At 71.8% G+C, this 16,843-nt stretch carries 19 protein-coding genes; 1 reads left to right on the top strand and 18 read right to left on the bottom strand.

The window, feature by feature from the left end; all coding sequences use genetic code 11:
• Nucleotides 1-3: 3 nt before the first annotated feature.
• The 8 genes from rlmN to rpsB all read right to left on the bottom strand — a co-directional run bounded on the left by rlmN (nt 4) and on the right by rpsB (nt 6,925).
• Nucleotides 4-1,128 (bottom strand): dual-specificity RNA methyltransferase RlmN, encoded by a 1,125-nt coding sequence (gene rlmN, locus JOD65_RS10835; RefSeq protein ID WP_191196764.1) that lies wholly within the window; start codon nt 1,126-1,128, stop codon nt 4-6.
• 46 nt (nt 1,129-1,174) lie between these two features.
• Nucleotides 1,175-1,522 (bottom strand): hypothetical protein, encoded by a 348-nt coding sequence (locus tag JOD65_RS10830; protein ID WP_191196763.1) that lies wholly within the window; start codon nt 1,520-1,522, stop codon nt 1,175-1,177.
• A gap of 144 nt (nt 1,523-1,666) precedes the next feature.
• Nucleotides 1,667-2,449, bottom strand: coding sequence for an SDR family oxidoreductase (locus tag JOD65_RS10825; protein ID WP_191196762.1), 783 nt, complete (start codon nt 2,447-2,449; stop codon nt 1,667-1,669).
• The gene (locus JOD65_RS10820; RefSeq protein ID WP_191196761.1) at nt 2,449-3,348 is read right to left on the bottom strand and encodes a phosphatidate cytidylyltransferase; all 900 of its coding nucleotides are present in this window, start codon (nt 3,346-3,348) and stop codon (nt 2,449-2,451) included. Before JOD65_RS10820 ends, JOD65_RS10825 begins: the two co-directional genes overlap by 1 nt.
• A gap of 12 nt (nt 3,349-3,360) precedes the next feature.
• Entirely contained in the window at nt 3,361-3,915 is a 555-nt protein-coding gene (gene frr / locus JOD65_RS10815) for a ribosome recycling factor (RefSeq protein WP_191197047.1), read from the bottom strand.
• A 63-nt stretch (nt 3,916-3,978) separates the two neighbouring features.
• Nucleotides 3,979-4,698 carry a UMP kinase gene (gene pyrH / locus JOD65_RS10810; protein ID WP_191196760.1) on the bottom strand — a complete coding sequence of 240 codons (720 nt, stop codon included), beginning with the start codon at nt 4,696-4,698 and terminating at the stop codon, nt 3,979-3,981.
• A gap of 244 nt (nt 4,699-4,942) precedes the next feature.
• A complete protein-coding gene (tsf, locus tag JOD65_RS10805; protein ID WP_191196759.1) occupies nt 4,943-5,755 on the bottom strand; it encodes a translation elongation factor Ts in 813 nt (270 codons plus the stop codon).
• Nucleotides 5,756-5,869: 114 nt separating this feature from the next.
• Entirely contained in the window at nt 5,870-6,925 is a 1,056-nt protein-coding gene (rpsB, locus tag JOD65_RS10800; RefSeq protein WP_191196758.1) for a 30S ribosomal protein S2, read from the bottom strand.
• A 418-nt stretch (nt 6,926-7,343) separates the two neighbouring features.
• Between rpsB and JOD65_RS10795 the strand changes: the two genes are divergently transcribed.
• The gene (locus JOD65_RS10795; protein ID WP_191196757.1) at nt 7,344-7,931 is read left to right on the top strand and encodes a M23 family metallopeptidase; all 588 of its coding nucleotides are present in this window, start codon (nt 7,344-7,346) and stop codon (nt 7,929-7,931) included.
• 191 nt (nt 7,932-8,122) lie between these two features.
• Here JOD65_RS10795 and JOD65_RS10790 read toward each other — a convergent pair whose 3' ends face one another.
• The 10 genes from JOD65_RS10790 to rimM all read right to left on the bottom strand — a co-directional run bounded on the left by JOD65_RS10790 (nt 8,123) and on the right by rimM (nt 16,745).
• Nucleotides 8,123-9,076 (bottom strand): tyrosine recombinase XerC, encoded by a 954-nt coding sequence (locus tag JOD65_RS10790; protein WP_307821084.1) that lies wholly within the window; start codon nt 9,074-9,076, stop codon nt 8,123-8,125.
• A gap of 28 nt (nt 9,077-9,104) precedes the next feature.
• The gene (gene dprA / locus JOD65_RS10785; RefSeq protein WP_191196755.1) at nt 9,105-10,280 is read right to left on the bottom strand and encodes a DNA-processing protein DprA; all 1,176 of its coding nucleotides are present in this window, start codon (nt 10,278-10,280) and stop codon (nt 9,105-9,107) included.
• The gene (locus tag JOD65_RS10780; protein ID WP_191196754.1) at nt 10,277-11,878 is read right to left on the bottom strand and encodes a YifB family Mg chelatase-like AAA ATPase; all 1,602 of its coding nucleotides are present in this window, start codon (nt 11,876-11,878) and stop codon (nt 10,277-10,279) included. The genes dprA and JOD65_RS10780 overlap by 4 nt, the downstream gene beginning before the upstream one ends.
• The gene (locus JOD65_RS10775; RefSeq protein ID WP_191196753.1) at nt 11,878-12,279 is read right to left on the bottom strand and encodes a YraN family protein; all 402 of its coding nucleotides are present in this window, start codon (nt 12,277-12,279) and stop codon (nt 11,878-11,880) included. The genes JOD65_RS10780 and JOD65_RS10775 overlap by 1 nt, the downstream gene beginning before the upstream one ends.
• 165 nt (nt 12,280-12,444) lie before the next feature.
• Nucleotides 12,445-12,753 carry a DUF2469 domain-containing protein gene (locus tag JOD65_RS10770; RefSeq protein WP_172259171.1) on the bottom strand — a complete coding sequence of 103 codons (309 nt, stop codon included), beginning with the start codon at nt 12,751-12,753 and terminating at the stop codon, nt 12,445-12,447.
• Nucleotides 12,750-13,451, bottom strand: coding sequence for a ribonuclease HII (locus JOD65_RS10765; protein ID WP_191197046.1), 702 nt, complete (start codon nt 13,449-13,451; stop codon nt 12,750-12,752). The genes JOD65_RS10770 and JOD65_RS10765 overlap by 4 nt, the downstream gene beginning before the upstream one ends.
• A 41-nt stretch (nt 13,452-13,492) precedes the next feature.
• Nucleotides 13,493-14,260 carry a signal peptidase I gene (gene lepB, locus JOD65_RS10760; RefSeq protein ID WP_191196752.1) on the bottom strand — a complete coding sequence of 256 codons (768 nt, stop codon included), beginning with the start codon at nt 14,258-14,260 and terminating at the stop codon, nt 13,493-13,495.
• 147 nt (nt 14,261-14,407) lie between these two features.
• Nucleotides 14,408-14,758: a 50S ribosomal protein L19 gene (gene rplS / locus JOD65_RS10755; protein WP_191196751.1), complete on the bottom strand. Its 351-nt coding sequence runs from the start codon at nt 14,756-14,758 to the stop codon at nt 14,408-14,410.
• 197 nt (nt 14,759-14,955) lie between these two features.
• The gene (gene trmD / locus JOD65_RS23995) at nt 14,956-16,134 is read right to left on the bottom strand and encodes a tRNA (guanosine(37)-N1)-methyltransferase TrmD (protein ID WP_191196750.1); all 1,179 of its coding nucleotides are present in this window, start codon (nt 16,132-16,134) and stop codon (nt 14,956-14,958) included.
• Nucleotides 16,131-16,745, bottom strand: coding sequence for a ribosome maturation factor RimM (gene rimM, locus JOD65_RS10745; RefSeq protein ID WP_307821083.1), 615 nt, complete (start codon nt 16,743-16,745; stop codon nt 16,131-16,133). Before rimM ends, trmD begins: the two co-directional genes overlap by 4 nt.
• Nucleotides 16,746-16,843: the final 98 nt, after the last annotated feature.

The raw sequence follows: 16,843 nt of genomic DNA, 5'->3' as shown, positions 1-16,843 counted from the left end.
GGGCTACTCCTTGGCGGCGAGCTGGCCGCAGGCGCCGTCGATCTCGCGCCCACGGGTGTCGCGGACGGTCGTCGGGATGCCCTTCGCCTCGAGCCTGCGGACGAACTCGCGCTCGTCGGCCGGGTCGGACGCCGTCCACTTCGAGCCCTCGATCGGGTTCAGCGGGATCAGGTTGACGTGCACCCAGCCCCAGTCGCCGTAGGAGTTGAGCACGTCACCGAGCAGGTCCGCGCGGTGGGCCTGGTCGTTGATGCCGCGCATCATGGCGTACTCGATCGACACGCGCCGCTTGGTCACGCGGGCGTAGTTCCACGCCGCCTCGACGGTCTCGGCGACCGAGAACCGGGTGTTGATCGGCACCAGCTCGTTGCGCAGCTCGTCGTCGGGGGCGTGCAGGCTCAGCGCGAGCGTGACCGGGATGCCCTCCTCGGTCAGCTGGTTGATCCGCGGCACCAGACCCACGGTCGAGACCGTGATGCCGCGGGCGCTCATGCCCAGCCCGGACGGCGACGGGTCGACGAGGCGGCGTACGGCACCGATGACGGCCTTGTAGTTGGCGAGCGGCTCCCCCATGCCCATGAAGACCACGTTGGAGACCCGGCCCGGTCCGCCGGGGACCTCGCCGCGCGCCATCGAGCGGGCACCGGCGACGACCTGCTCGACGATCTCGGCGGTCGACATGTTGCGCTGCAGGCCGCCCATGCCGGTCGCGCAGAACGGGCACGCCATGCCGCAGCCGGCCTGGCTCGAGACGCAGACGGTGGCGCGGTCGGGGTAGCGCATCAGCACCGACTCGACGAGCGCGCCGTCGAAGAGCTTCCACAGGGTCTTGCGCGTGGTGCCCTTGTCGGCCTCCAGCGTGCGCAGCGGCGTCATCAGGTCGGGCAGCAGCGCGGCGACGAGCTCGTCGCGCTGGGTGGCCGGGAGGTCGGTCATCTCTGCCGGGTCGTCGACGAGGCGGCCGAAGTAGTGCGTGGAGAGCTGCTTGGCGCGGAAGCCCGGCAGTCCCATCTCCTCCAGCAGCGCCTTGCGGCCCGCGTCGTCGAGGTCGGCGAGGTGCCGCGGCGGCTTCTTGCGGCCGCGGGGCTCGTCGAAGACGAGGGGCAGGGTCTTGATCGGCTCGGACATCGCTCCGATCCTCCCACCCCGGCGGGCGCCGGGTCGATTCAGCGGGTCAGGCGTCGACCATGAAGTAGAGCACCAGCGAGGCGACGCCGAGGACCACCAGGGCGGTGACGACCATGCCCACGAACATGAACTGGGCGAACCGGCGGGTCTTGCGCTTGATCAGCATCGCGATCGGCAGGGCCAGGGCGAGGAGCACGAACGGGAACAGCTGCTCGGACGTCTCGTGGTCGAACAGCAGCCGGAGCAGCCCTGCGAACGCCCCCGGCAGGGCGGTGACGAAGAGCATCCCGGCGAAGAAGCCGGTGATCCCCGCGAACGTGGGATGGCTGTGGTGCCACCACTCGAAGTGCTGCCGCTGCGACCCGTCGACCTGCTGGGCCTCTTCCGTCTCCACGCCACCAGCCTAGGCCGTCGACCGCGCCGCGGGACGTTGGGCACGCGGTGGAACGCTTTTCCACCCACACGCGCGGAAATGCAGGGCACACGGCCCGGTTCGGGGCTCGCAGCCGGATGGACTTTCACTCGGGCAGGTGGAGCTTCAGGGCGAGAGGAACTCCGTGGCGCCGCGCAGGCGGGTGGTCAGCATGCGGCCGGCCAGGGAGGAGTCGAGGCGTACGTCGATGGGGCCGGGGTCGGCCAGGTCGGACCGGCGACCGGCACGCAGGACGTCGGGGTCGAGGCCGTCGCGCCGGGCGACGAGCCGGCCGAGCTCGAGCCGGCTCACCGGGTCGGCCCCACCCACGTGCAGGAGGCCGCGGACGTCATTGCCTGCGAGCTCGACGAGGGCGGTCGCCAGGTCGGCGACGTGGACCGGGCAGCGGCGTTCGTCCTCGAACAGCGCCCCACCGGCGCCCCCGGCCAGCCTGTGGAACAGCTCCTCGTGCTTCGACGACCCGTCGCCGAGGATCAGCGAGGTCCGCGCCACGACGACGTCCGGGCCGGACGTGAGGGCAGCGGTCTCGGCCGCGACCTTGGCGGCGCCGTAGGCCGACACCGGGTCCGGCACCGCCGTCTCGTCGTACGGCTGGTCGGAGCCGCCGAAGACGACGTCCGAGGACACCAGGACCAGCCGTGCGCCGACGTGCGCCGCCGCCTCGGCCACGTGGGCTGCACCGGCGGCCGTGACCTCGTCGTCCGACTGGACGTAGGCCGTGTGGATGATCACATCGGGGCGGTGCCGCTCGAGGAGCGCGACCACGGCCGCGCGGTCGCGGACGTCGGCGTCGGCCGACCCGACGGCGACGACGTCGTTCCCGGCGGCCGCAGCGACGACGTGCCGGCCCAGGTAGCCGGTGCGGCCACCGGTGACGAGCAGGCGCATCAGAAGACGAGGTAGTAGAGGACCAGCCAGATCGGGGCGACCGTGGCCAGCAGCGAGTCGAGCCGGTCCATCAGGCCGCCGTGGCCGGGGATCACCTGGCTCATGTCCTTGATGCCGAGATCACGCTTCATGACCGACTCGCAGAGGTCGCCCAGCGTGGCCATCACCGCGGCGATCACCCCGAGGAGCACGCCGACCCACCAGTCGCCACCGAGGAACGAGGTCACCAGCCAGACGCCGACCGCGATGGTGGCGACCATCGAGCCGGCGAAGCCCTCCCACGACTTCTTGGGCGAGATCACGCGAGCCATCGGGTGCCGGCCGAAGAGGACGCCGGCGACGTAGCCGCCGGTGTCGGAGGCGACGGTGATGGCGATGAAGGTGATGACGCCGCGCACGCCCGGGTCGTCGAGGTCGAGGCCGAATGCGGGGGCGGTGCCGCCCTCACCGAGCAGCAGCGCCACGAAGGACGCCAGGAACGGCACGTAGATGAGGGTGAAGACCGACGCGGTGGCGTTCATGACGTAGCCGTCGACCCCGCGCCTCAGCAGCCACAGCATGATGACGAGCGCGGTGACCGCGGTCGCGGTGACCAGCGCCGGCGCTCCCCAGACGTAGGCCACGACGACCATCACGACCCCGCCGAGCATCAGCGGCTGCTCGGGGATGTCGACGCCCTTGGCGGCCAACCCCTGGTGCAGCTCCCAGACCGCGACGACGACGGCGACCGCCACGATGCCCATGAAGGCGGGCTTCCAGAACAGCAGCGACAGCAGGATCGCCGCGACGAGGACGACCGCCGAGACGACGGCAGCCCGCAGGTCGCGACCGGCGCGACCGTGGTCCTTTGGTGCGTTCGGTGGAGGGGCGGGCGCCGCCGGAGGGTCAGGAGTGGTCATCGACAGGGTGGCTCAGACCTCGAGCAGCTCGGCTTCCTTGTGCTTGAGGAGCTCGTCGATCTTGTCGGTGTGGGTCTTGGTGACGGCGTCGAGGCGCTTCTCCGCACCCGTGACGTCGTCCTTGCCGACCTCGCCGTCCTTCTCGAGCTTCTCGAGGGCCTGCTTGGCGGTGCGGCGCACGTTGCGCACCGAGACCCGGCCGTCCTCCGCCTTCGACTTGGCGAGCTTGATGTACTCCTTGCGACGCTCCTCGGTCAGCTCGGGGAAGACGCAGCGCAGCACCTTGCCGTCGTTGGCCGGGTTGACGCCGAGGTCGGAGTCGCGGATGGCCCGCTCGATGTTGCCCATCGCGCCCATGTCGAAGGGCTGGATGAGGATGGTGCGGGCGTCCTGCGAGGAGAAGCTGGCGAGCTGCTGCAGCGGGGTCTGGGTGCCGTAGTAGTCGGCCGTGATCTTGGCGAACATCGCCGGGTTGGCACGGCCGGCGCGGATGGCGGCGAACTCCTCGCGCGTCGCCTCGACGGACTTGCCCATCTTGGCGTCGGCATCGTTCATGACGTCGTTGATCACGGTTGCTCTCTCTCGTCGTACGTCGTGGTGCTGGTGGCGCAGGCAGGTGGGGCGGGCCGGTCAGGCCGTGCTGCTCACCAGCGTGCCGATCTTCTCACCCCGCACCGCCCGCCCGATGGTGCCCGGGGTGGAGAGGTTGAAGAAGACGATGTCCATCCGGTTGTCGCGGGCCATGGCGATGCCGGTCGCGTCGGCGACCTTGAGGTCGCGCGCGAGGTACTCGTCGTAGCTCAGCTGGTCGAACTTCACCGCGTCGGGGTTGGTCTTGGGGTCGGAGTCGTAGACGCCGTCGACGCCCTGCTTGCCCATCAGGATCACCTCGCAGCGCGTCTCCAGCGCACGCTGGGCGGCCACGGTGTCGGTGGAGAAGAACGGCATGCCGGCGCCGGCGCCGAAGATCACGACGCGACCCTTCTCCATGTGCCGGATGGCCCGGCGCGGGATGTAGGGCTCGGCGACCTGGCCCATCGTGATGGCCGTCTGCACGCGCGTCTCGACGCCGTGCTTCTCGATGAAGTCTTGGAGCGCGAGGCAGTTCATGACCGTGCCGAGCATGCCCATGTAGTCGGCGCGGGCCCGCTCCATGCCACGCTGCTGGAGCTCGGCGCCGCGGAAGAAGTTGCCGCCGCCCACGACGATCGCGATCTGGACGCCCGACTTGGCGACCTCGGCCACCTCGCCGGCGAGGGAGTTGATGACGTCGAGGTCCAACCCCACCTCACCTCCGCCGAACACTTCACCGGAGAGCTTGAGCAGGACTCGCTTGTACGCCACGTGCATCCCTTCACAGCCAAACTGGGTGGGTCATCCGAAACCTACCGGAACGGACGGGGGCCCACGAACCCGGACTGTCCGCGTGCCGCACCGCCACTCGGGCGGGTCGGCGTGAGGCGTCGTACGAGCGGTGGCTGAGCCACCTTCCTGACGTCCCGGAGGTGGCTGCGGCACCGCCGCCACAGACGCGACGAGGGGTCGTACGCCGTGTGGCGTACGACCCCTCGTCGGTGATCGGGTGAGGCGTGGCTCAGGCGCCGACCTCGAAGCGGGCGAACCGCTTCACGGTGGTGCCGGCCGCGTCGAGGACGGCCTTGACCGACTTCTTCGACTCGGTGACCGACTCCTGCTCGAGCAGGACGATCTCCTTGTAGAACCCACCGAGGCGACCCTCGACGATCTTGGCGATCGCCTGCTCGGGCTTGCCCTCCTCGCGGGTCTTCTGCTCAGCGATGGAGCGCTCGGACTCGACGACGTCGGCGGGGACCTCGTCGCGGGTGAGGTACTGCGCCTTCATCGCGGCGATCTGCATCGCAGCGGCGCGGGCGGCGGCCTCGTCACCCTCGAACTCCACCAGCACGCCCACGGCGGGCGGCAGGTCGGCGGCACGCTTGTGCATGTAGGTGACGGTGGTGCCGTCGAAGTAGGCGACCTCGCCCAGCTCGATCTTCTCGCCGATGGTGATGGCCAGGTCCTGGACGACCTCGCCGACGGTCTTGCCGTCGAGCTCGGCCGCCTTGAGGGCCGCGGTGTCGGTGGCCTTGACCGTGTTGGCGACCTCGGCGATCTGCTGCGCCTTGGCGATGAAGTCCTCGTTCTTGGCGACGAAGTCGGTCTCGCTCTTGAGCTCGACCAGCGCGTTGCCGGCGGTGGCGACGAGCCCGGCGACGGCCTCGCGCTCGGCGCCGCGGGCGGCAGCCTTGGCGGCACCCTTGACGCGGAGCAGCTCGACAGCCTTGTCGAAGTCGCCGTCCGCCTCGGTCAGCGCCTTCTTGCAGTCCATCATCCCGGCCTGGGTCAGCTCACGGAGCTTCTTGACGTCGGCGGCGGTGAAGTTGGCCATGGTCCTTCTTCCTTTGGTCCAGGGGGTTCGCGGGCCGGCTCGAGGCGACCCTGCGGTGGGTGGGACGACGCGGGGCGCCGGCCGCGGACGTGAGCCCGCGGCCGGCTGACCTGCTCAGTCCTTCTTGTCGGCCTCGGCCTCGGCGGGCGCCTCGGCGGCGGGCGCCTCGGCGGCGGGGGCCTCGGTCTCGGCGGGGGCCTCGGTGGCGGCCTCGGCCTCGGCGGGGGCCTCGGTCGCAGCCTCGGCGGGGGCCTCGGTCGCGGTCTCGGCGGGCGCCTCGGTCACGGCGTCGGCAGCGGCGTCGGCCTGCGGGGCCTCGGACGCGGCACCGGTGGCCTCGGCGGCCGGGGTCTCGGCAGCAGCGTCACCGGTGGCGGCCGCGGCAGCCTTCTCGGCGTCGCCACCGAGGAGCTCGCGCTCCCACTCGGCCAGGGGCTCCTCGGCACCGACGGTCTCGTCGGCGTCGCCGGCCTTGGCACCGGAGCGGGCGATGAGGCCCTCGGCGACGGCGTCGGCGACCACGCGGGTCAGCAGGCCGACCGCGCGGATGGCGTCGTCGTTGCCCGGGATCGGGAAGTCGACCAGGTCGGGGTCGCAGTTGGAGTCGAGGATGCCGATGATCGGGATCCGGAGCTTGCGCGCCTCCTCGACGGCCAGGTGCTCCTTGTTGGTGTCGACGATCCACACCGCGGAGGGGACCTTCGTCATGTCACGGATGCCGCCGAGCGTCTTGTCCAGCTTGGTGCGCTCGCGGCGCATCTGGAGCAGCTCCTTCTTCGTGCGGTTGGAGCCCGCGACGTCGTCGAAGTCGATCTCGTCGAGCTCCTTGAGGCGGTTGATCCGCTGGTGCACGGTCTGGAAGTTCGTGAGCATGCCGCCGAGCCAACGCTGGTTGACGTAGGGCATCCCGACGCGCGTCGCCTGCTCGGCGATGGCCTCCTGGGCCTGCTTCTTGGTGCCGACGAACATGATGACGCCGCCCTTGGCGACGGTCTCCTTGACGAAGGCGTAGGAGCGGTCGATGTAGGCGAGCGACTGCTGCAGGTCGATGATGTAGATGCCGTTGCGCTCGGTCATGATGAAGCGCTTCATCTTGGGGTTCCAGCGACGGGTCTGGTGACCGAAGTGGACGCCGCTCTCGAGCAGCTGGCGCATGGTGACGACTGCCATGGGTTCTCCTGTTGTGGCGGAGACGCTCACCGACGTGCCCGACCTTCGGCAGGTCGGACCGGGAGCGGACTCCTGTTGTTTACAGTTGATGCGCCCGGCGGGAGCCGGGAGCCCTGACGCTCACACGTCGGTCCGATCCGCACCGGTGGAGCTGGTGGGAACTGAGGACCGACGCCCGCGGGTGGTCCGGGATCGAAGAGCATCCCGGGCACGGTCGGCGAGCGTGCGAAGTCAGTCCGGTGGACTGCTCCGCACATCGTAGGCCAGAGCCTCCCCGCGAGGCGAATCCAGTCGCCCCCCGGCTCCGGGCGTGATCGGGTGGCCACCAGGCGTCCACAACCCGGGGGCTCCGAGCGCTCGTCCACAGGCGGCGTCGTCGCTGCTCGTCCGGCGTCGCGGACCGGGTGAGGATCGCCCGATGCGAGCCGTCCTCGGAGCTGTCCTCCTCGTGCTGGTGCACATGTTCCTTCTCGGTGTCACCGGACCTGCGGACGCGCGTCCCGACGACCCGGTCGGCGTGTGGCCCCTCGATCCCCGACCCGACGTCGTCCGACACTTCGAGCCGCCGCCGACCCCCTACGCCGCCGGGCACCGAGGCGTCGACCTCGCCGGATCCCCCGGCCAGGCGGTGCGGGCGTCGCTCGCCGGCACGGTCGGCTTCGTCGGCTCGATCGGCGGCAAGCCGGTCGTCACCGTGCTGCACGTCGGTCGTCGTACGACGTACGAGCCGGTCGTCGCGTCCGTCGAGCGCGGCCAGGTGGTGGCCGCCGGCGACGTGCTGGGGCGCCTGGTGGTCGCCGACAGCCACTGCTTCCCGGCCGCCTGCCTGCACTGGGGCCTGGTCGAGGGCGACGGCGACGCACGGACCTACCTCGACCCGCTCTCCCTCGTCGGTGGCGGCCCGGTGCGGCTGCTACCGCTCTGGCGCGACGACCCGGTCACGGTCCGGCTCCCGTGGAGCCCGCCGCTCGCGACGTGGCGCCGCCCGGTCGAGTGGGTCGCCTGACCGGACCCGTCCCGCATGCCCGCCGCCCCTCGCTCTCGGCCAGCGCCCGCAGCGTCATACGAACTCGCACCCATACGTGTCGTTCTGCATGACGCTCAGTCGACGCCAGCCCGCTGCGTCATGCAGACCCGAACCCATACGTGCCGGTTCGTATGACGCAGCCCCCCATCCGGAGGGTCGCGCTCGGCCGCTCAGGCGCGGGGGTGGGCCTGCTGGTACGCCCGACGCAGCCGGTCGGTCGTGACGTGCGTGTAGAGCTGGGTGGTGGCGAGCGAGGCGTGGCCGAGCAGCTCCTGGACCGAGCGGAGGTCGGCCCCGCCCTCGAGCAGGTGGGTGGCTGCGGTGTGGCGCAGGCCGTGCGGCCCGATGTCGGGCGCTCCGGGCACGTCGGCGATGCGACGGTGCACGAGCTCGCGGACCGCCCGCTGGTCGATCCGCCGACCGCGCACGCCCAGGAACAGCGCCGGGCCGGACCCCTCCACGCGCAGGGCGGGCCGGCCGCCGGTCAGCCAGCGGTCGACAGCACGGCCAGCCGGCGTGCCATAGGGCACGGAGCGTTCCTTGCGGCCCTTGCCGAAGACGCGCACGACCCGGCGCTCGTCGTCGACGTCGTCGATGTCGAGCCCGACGAGCTCGCCGACCCGGATCCCGGTCGCGTAGAGCAGCTCGAGCATCGCGACGTCACGTAGCCCGACGGGGCTGCCGTCGTCGGCGAGGTCGGCGGCCGACCGGATGAGCGACTCGGCCTCGTCGGCCCGCAGGACCGGCGGAAGGGTCTTGTGCTTCTTGGGCGAGCCGAGCGCGGCTCCCGGGTCGGTCGGCAGCCGGCCGGTCCGGTGCAGCCAGGCCGTGAACACCCGTGCGGCCGTGGCGCGCCGCGCGATCGTCGTCCGGCTGCGGCCCGTGGTCTGGAGCCGCGCCAGCCAGCTGCGCAGCGCGCGGAGGTCGAGGTCGGTCACGTCGGTGACCCCTAGGCGCTGGCAGTGGTCGAGCAGTCCGGCGATGTCGCCGAGGTAGGCGCGCACGGTGTGGGGGGTGAGGTCGCGCTCGGAGACGAGGTGGCGCTCGTAGTCACCCAGGAGGCGGACGAAGGACTCGGGCAGGCCCTCCCCCGTGTCCTGGTCGGACGCCTCCGGCTTGCTCACCCACGCAGCGTAGGCGGGCGAGGGCGACTCACACGTCAGGCACGAGGCGCCACCCCTCATCGGTCCGCTGGACGAAACCCTTCGACCTCAGCCGGCGCAGCGCACCCTCGGTGGTGCGGAGTGGGAGCCCGCACAGGCGTGAGATCGAGTCGACCCGCGCCGGCTCGCTGACCGGAACCCACTCCACGACGGTCCGCTCGGTCGGGGTGAGCCCGTCGCGCGGCCGGTGCTCGCCCCGCGGAGGGTCGACCAGGTGCTCCCCCGCTGCACCGATCAGCTCGAGCACTTCAGCGCCGTGGGTGACCACCGTGCCTCGGCCCTCACGGAGGAAGTTGTTGACGCCCTGCGATGTGTAGCTGGTGACCGGGCCCGGCACGCACATCACGTGGCGGTGCAGGCTCTCGGCCCACCCTGCGGTGTTGAGGGCGCCACTGCGCAGGGCGGCCTCGACCACCACGGTGCCGGTGGTCATGGCGGCGATCAACCGGTTGCGCGCCAGGAATCGCGGCCGCGTCGGCGCCGACGCGGGCGGTTGCTCGGACACGACAGCGAACTCGGCGGCGAGGTGCTGGAGCAGGGGCCGGTTCTGCTCGGGATAGACCCGGTCCACCCCGCAGGCCAGGACGGCGGCAGTGACGCCGTCGGCGGACAGCGTCGCGTTGTGGGCCTCGAAATCGATGCCGAGTGCGCCGCCCGAGACGACCGGCACACCTGAGAGCGCGAGGTGCTCGCACACCGCGCGGGCCAGCTCGACGCCGTAGACCGAGGCGGCGCGTGAGCCGACCACGGCGACCGAGGTGGCGAGCTCGGTGAGCGGCATCGGACCCTTCACCCACAGGCCCGGCGGAGTGCCCCCGAACCCGTCCACGGTGATGGCGTCGTCGAGCTGGTCGAGGCCGGTGGGCCACTCGGCGTCGCCCGGGACGAGGAAGCGGATGCCGCACCGGGCGGCCTGGTCGAGCTGTCGGACCGGGTCGAGCTCGACCAGCCGCTGCGCCAGCATCTCCCCGGGCTCGCCCTCGGTCGCGGACCGCGCCTTCTCCAGCGCGCGCTCCGCGCCCATCTGGCGGATGAGGGACGACGTCGTGCCGTCACCAGGCTCCACCGCGCAGCTCAGGGCCACCCGGGCGAGGCGCTCGGCCTCGGGCACCTGACCCACCGGCTCCGCGACGGGCGGCGCTGACCGCACGTGTGCGGCACTCATGACGCCACGCGAACCACACTCGCCGGCAGCGAGCGCGCGCTGTCGTCGGACCGCAGCGCCAACGCGATCTGCGCCTCGCGCTCCCCTGGCCTCAGCACCCCCGCGCAGTCCGCCACCGTCCAGGCAAGGCGCTGCACGCGGGTCAGCCCACGCCGGGTGAGCTTGCCGTCGGACAGCTCCTTGTCGATGAGCGCCTGGCCGTCGGGCTCGAGCGGCCACCGCTCGACGAGGACCGGACCTGGACACGAGGCGTTGAGGAGCCAGGAGCAGTCGCGGTAGCGCCGGGCCTGACGCAGCCTGGCCTCGACCACCCGGGCTCGCACCTCGGTGGAGGACTCCGGCTCCGGGCCGAAGGACAGCCCCCGTCGGCGCCCCTGTGGTCGCACCTCCATCCAGATGTCGACCCGGTCGAGGATCGGACCCGTGAGCTTGCGGCGGTAGTGGGAGCGCTGGAGCTCGGTGCACTCGCAGCTGCTGCCCGAGAGGCCGTGGAAGTTGCCGCACGGGCACGGGTTGGCCGCCAGGACGACCAGCGAGCGGGCCGGGTAGGTGGCCGACTCCTCGCCGCGGGCGATCGTCACCTCCCCCGACTCGAGCGGCTGCCGCATCGCCTCGACGACGTCGGCGCGGAAGTGCGGGAACTCGTCGAGGAACAGCACGCCGTGGTGCGCGAGGCTGACCTGCCCCGGCCGCACCCGACCGGTGCCGCCCCCGAGCACGCTCGCCGCGGTCGCCGAGTGGTGTGGGGCGAACCACGGTGGACGACGCACCAGCCCGCTTCCCTCCGGCAGGACGCCGGCGACGGAGTGCAGTGCCGTGACCTCGAGCGCCTGCTCGGTCGTCAGGTCGGGCAGGATCGTCGGGATGCGCTCGGCGATCGACGTCTTGCCGGTCCCACGGGGGCCGATCAGCATCGTGGGGTGGCCGCCCGCCGCGGCGACCTCGACGGCGTAGCGGACGTCCTCGAGCCCGTCGAGGTCGCGCAGGTCGACGTCGGCCAGGCGGTCCTCGCCGCGCCAGGTCGACAACGGGCTGGACGACGGGCCGACGACCGGGGCGGCCTCGGGCACCTCGGCGCCGCGGAGCACGGCGGACACCTGTGCCAGCGAGCGGACGCCGAAGACCGTCATCCCCGGCACGAGGCCGGCCTCGCCGGCCTGCGGCTCGGGCACGAAGACGTGCGTGATGCCGTGAGCGGCGGCGGCGATGACCATGGGCAGCACCCCCGGCACCGGTCGCAGGGCCCCGGCCACGGACAGCTCGCCGATGAACGCCCACCCCTCCAGCAGGTCGGGCGTCAGCTCTTCGTGCTTCTTGTCGGCGGCCATGACCGCCATCGCGATCGCGAGGTCGTAGTGAGTGCCGCTCTTGGGGAGGTCGGCGGGCGCGAGGAGGATCGTCACCCGCTTGGTCGCGGGCCACCGTCCGCAGTCGTTGTTGATCGCCATCCGCACCCGGTCGCGCGCCTCGGAGAGGGTCTTGTCCACCCGGCCGACGATCGTGGTGTTGACCAGGCCCGGGGAGACGTCGACCTGGACGTCGATCACGTGGCCGTCGGCGCCCTTGAGCGCCAACGAGCGAGCGGTCGCGAAGGCCATCAGCCGACCCCCTCGACGTGCTCGACCTCGACCGGTCCACCGCGTGGGGCCAGCACGCCCACCAGGTCGATGCGGACGTCGTCGGGATGGCAGTCGTGCACGAGAAGCCACCGCGCCCCGAGCCGTCGCAGGCGGTCGGCCTTGCGTCGGTCGACCGCCTCGAGCGGAGCGCCGTAGTCGGTGGACGTGCGGGTCTTGACCTCGCAGATCACCAGGACGTTGCCGTCGCGCAGCACCAGGTCGATCTCACCCGCGTCGCAGCGCCAGTTGCGGTCGAGCAGGACCAGCCCGAGCCGGCAGAGGTGGCGCGCCGCGATGGTCTCGCCGCGCTCCCCCAGCCGGCGACGGTGCTCGGCGCCGGGGTCGAGGGCGAAGGGGGAAGCGGCAGCTCGTCGGGCCATCGTGGGTGCCTTCCGGTGGGCAGGTTCGGGAGGAACCAGCACACCGCGCCCCACCGACGCCCCTCGACGGCCCGGGCGGCGGCCTGTGGAGATCGGCCGGAGGAGGTCGCCTGTGGACGATCCGTGGCCAGGTAGGCGGCGGACCGACCAACGCCGGCCCGGACGTCAGTCCTTGGGCGGGTCGATGTCCTGCGGCGCCAGCTCCTCGACGTTGACGTCCTTGAACGTCAGCACCTTCACGTTCTTGGCGAACCGCGCGGGGCGGTACATGTCCCAGACCCAGGCATCGGTCATCGAGACCTCGAAGAAGACGTCGCCGCTCTCCGAGCGGGCCTTCACGTCGACCTGGTTGCAGAGGTAGAAGCGGCGGTCGGTCTCCACGACGTACTTGAAGATGCCCACGACGTCGCGGTACTCGCGATAGAGGGTGAGCTCCATCTCGGTCTCGTACTTCTCGAGATCCTCGGCGCTCATCGGTCCTCCTCGGTGGTGCTGTCCGGCGTGGAGCCGAGACTAGCCACCTCTGCCCCGGGGACCGGCTCGAGACCCGCCGCACGCCGCACGTTGACGAACCGCATCCGGTGGAGCGGGCACGGACCGTGCTGCGCCAGCGCCGCCTCGTGGTCGGCGGTGATGTAGCCCTTGTGGGTGCGGAAGTCGTAGTCGGGCCACTCGTCGTGGAGCCCGACCATCAACCGGTCGCGGGTCACCTTGGCGATGACCGAGGCGGCGGCGATGCACGCGGCGACCCGGTCGCCCTTCCAGACCGCGAGGCCGGGGACGCCGAGGCCGTCGACGGGGAACCCGTCGGTGAGGACGTACGACGGCCGTGTCCCGAGGCGCGCGACCGCGCGCCGGAGCGCCTCGAGGTTGGCGACGTGCATGCCGAGCCGGTCGCACTCCTCGTTGTCGATGACGACGACCGACCAGGCCAGCGCCCGGCGCACCACCTGGGCGTAGACCCGCTCGCGCGCGGCCTCGGTGAGGAGCTTGCTGTCGGCCAGCCCCGGCACGATGCCCGCCTTGCCCGGCGGGAGGATCACCGCGCCCGCGACGAGCGGTCCCGCACAGGCACCACGTCCGGCCTCGTCGACGCCCGCGATCGGCTCCAGGCCGGCGCGGCGCAGCGCGCGCTCGTAGCCGTAGATCCCGGCGTCGCGACGGACGGTCACGCCTCCGGGGAGGGGTTGGGGCGGCAGCTGGGCGGCCACGGTCACGAGGACGGTGCCGGCACGTCCTCGAACGTGTCCGGACGGGTGTTCCAGCGGAAGCGGTCGGCGGGCCACAGGAGCACGAAGACCTTGCCGACGACCAGGTCGACCGGGACGAACTCGTCGCCGGGCACGCACTCGGTCTCGTCGGACTGGCACATCTTCTGAGAGCTGTCGGCCGAGCGCGAGCGGTTGTCACCCATCACGAAGATGTGGCCGCCGGGGATGGGCCCCACCGACCACTTCTCGTCGCACGCACCGTTGGTGGGCATCGGGCCGTTGCAGGTCGCACCGCCGCGCTTGACGTAGTCGGACTCGTCGAGGGGATGCCCGTTGACGATGAGGCGGCCCTGCTCGTCGCAGCACTCGATCGTGTCGCCGGCGACGCCGATCACGCGCTTCACGAGGTGGCCGCCGGTCGGGTAGAGGCCGATCTTGGCCATCGCCTTGGCGACCGGGTTGGTGGGGCCTGCCGAGTCGATCGGCGGCAGCCAGCCACCCGGGTCCTTGAAGACGACGACGTCGCCGCGCTCGGGCTCGCCGTCGCCCCAGTAGGAGACCTTCTGGATCAGGATCCGGTCGTTGAGGATCAGCCCCGGCTCCATGGACTCCGAGGGGATGTAGAAGGCCTGGACGAAGAACGTCTTGATGACGATCGCGAGCACCAGCGCGACGCCCAGCAGCAGGATCGTCTCCTGCCACAGCGGCAGCTGCTTCCGCTTGCTGCGGCCGGTCTTCTGCTCCGGCTCGTGCTGGGTGCGACCACTCATCGCGTCATCCTCCGACTGCTCCTCAAGACGCGACGACCGCGGTTCCTCACCCGCTGAGAGGGACGAGGAACCGCGGCCGTCGGAAGTCACTCGCAGAGACTAACCAGTCCCTGGTCGAACCCACGCCTCGCGGCGCGGTGCCACAGATCACGCGTCGCGGCGCTCCTTGATCTTGGCAGCCTTGCCGCGCAGGTTGCGCAGGTAGTAGAGCTTCGCGCGGCGCACGTCACCGCGGGTGACGATCTCGATCGTCTCGAAGATCGGGGAGTTCACCGGGAAGGTGCGCTCGACGCCGACACCGAAGGAGACCTTGCGGACGGTGAAGGTGCGGCCGATGCCCGAGCCGTGGACGCGGATCACGACGCCCTGGAAGACCTGGACACGCGAGCGGCTGCCCTCGATGACCTTGACGTGGACCTTGACGGTGTCGCCGGCGCGGAAGGCCGGGACGTCGTCGCGCTTGAGGGCGGTGCCGAGGTCGGCGATGACGTTGGTCATGACGTTGCTCCTCGCGAGTGCCACAGGTCAGCCGCGGATTCTGGTGGTGATGGAATTGGCTGGTGCTCGGTGCGGCCGGCCGGCGCGCCCCCTGTGGCAGGTGCGGTACGGCGGGACCCCGGCGCGGCGCATCGGTGATGCATCCGGGCGACCCTGGCCTCGAGCGGGCCAAGGGTGAAGTCTGCCAGAGCGTGCCGTCAGCGTGAAATCCGACGTCGGGCCTGCTTGGTCATCACCACGGCACCCGGCGGCGCCTTCCGGTCCGGCCGCAGCCGGAACCCCGCCTTCTTGTACATCCGCTGGTTGTCCACGGACCCTGCGCCGGTGAACAGGACGTAGGTCGTGACGTCCGCGGGCGCGAGGTCCTCGACCAGCTCCAGGAGCGCCCGGCCGAGGCCGCGGCCCTGCATGTCGGGCGCCACCATGATCCGTCCGATGTCCCACTCGCCGTGCCTGTCGAGCCGTCCGCGGACGGCCCCCAGGAGGCGGCCCGACGACGGCTCCCGGGCGACCCTCACGGTCCACTCCCCCACCCCACGGCGTACGTCGTCGAGCGTCTCGCGCAGGGCCGGGATGTCGACCCCCGGGTTGGCCTCCATCTCCTGCAGCCAGCAGGCGCGCTGCAGCGTGTAGAGCTCGCCGGCGTCGGCGGGGACCGCGGGGCGTACGTCGAGGTCGGCGAGCGCCGCGACGAGTGCGGTCGCCGGCAGCAGGTCGGGACGGCGGTCGGCTGTGCGGCGCTCCGCCTGCTCGCGGCGCCAGGCGGCGATCCGCGCGTGGTCGCCCGACAGCAGCACGTCGGGGACGTCGCGCCCGTTCCACGAGGCCGGCTTGGTGTAGACGGGGTACTCCAGCAGTCCGTCGGCGTGCGACTCCTCGACCAGCGACTCGGCGTTGCCCATGAAGCCGGGCAGCAGGCGCACGACCGCCTCGGTGATGGCCAGCGCGGCGACCTCGCCGCCGTTGAGGACGTAGTCGCCGAGCGACACCTCCCGCACCGTGCCGAGGGTGGCGGCGTGCTCGATGACCCGCTGGTCGATGCCCTCGTAGCGCCCGCAGGCGAAGACGAGGTGCTCCTGCTCGCTCAACTCGTGGGCGAGCGACTGCGTGAAGGGCTCCCCGCTGGGCGTGGTGAAGACGATCGTCGCTCCCGCGGCCACGGCGTCGAGCGCCTGACCCCAGGGCTCCGGCTTCATGACCATGCCGGCGCCGCCGCCGTAGGGCGTGTCGTCGACGGTGCGGTGTCGGTCGGCCGTCCACCGGCGCAGGTCGTGGACCTCGATGTCGAGCAGCCCCTTGGCGCGGGCCTTGCCCGGGAGGCTCAGCTCCAGCGGTGCGAGGTAGTCGGGGAAGATCGTGACGACGTCGATCCTCACGATCGCGGCTCGCCTGCGCCCTCGGCTGCGCCCTCGGCTGCGTCGTCGGGTGCGTCGTCGGGGAACGGCGACACCAGGCCCGGCCGGTCGGCGACCACGATGCGGCCGGCCGCGAGGTCCACCTCGGGCACGAGCGCGGACACGAACGGCACCAGCGTGTCCCGCCCGTCGGGCGTGCGGACGGTCAGGAGGTCCTGCGCCGAGCCGTGGACCAGGGCCTTGACGCTGCCCAGGGGCGAGCCGTCGATGTCGACCACGTCGAGGCCGACGAGCTGGTGGTCGTAGTACTCCTCGGGGTCCTCGGGCGTCTCGTCGTGCGCGATCGTCGCGTGCAGGACGGTGCCGCGCGCCGCCTCCGCGGCGTTGCGGTCGGCCAGCTCCTCGAAGGTGACCAGGAGGGTGGACTGGTGCCAGCGGGCGCGGGCGACGGTCAGGCTGGAGGGACGCCGGTCGGCGCCGGCGGGGGCCTCCGCGCGCAGCGTCGTACCAGGGGCGAAGCGCCGCTCGGGCTCGTCGGTGCGTACGTCGAGGGTGACCTCGCCGCGAAGGCCGTGGGGCTTGCCGATCCGGCCGATGACGACCTCGATGCCGGCCGGTTCCTGATCACTCACCCGCCGAGGCTATCGCCGCCCAGTGGATCCCCGGTCGACCGGGGATCGCTGACGAGCCCGGAAATGCGCGACGGGCGCCACCCCGGTGGGGTGACGCC

The sequence above is a fragment of the Nocardioides cavernae genome (genome assembly GCF_016907475.1).
In the GTDB taxonomy this organism is placed as follows: Bacteria; Actinomycetota; Actinomycetes; order Propionibacteriales; family Nocardioidaceae; genus Nocardioides; species Nocardioides cavernae.
Note: the sequence above shows the minus strand (reverse complement) of the source record. Positions and strands in the feature narration are given on the sequence as shown.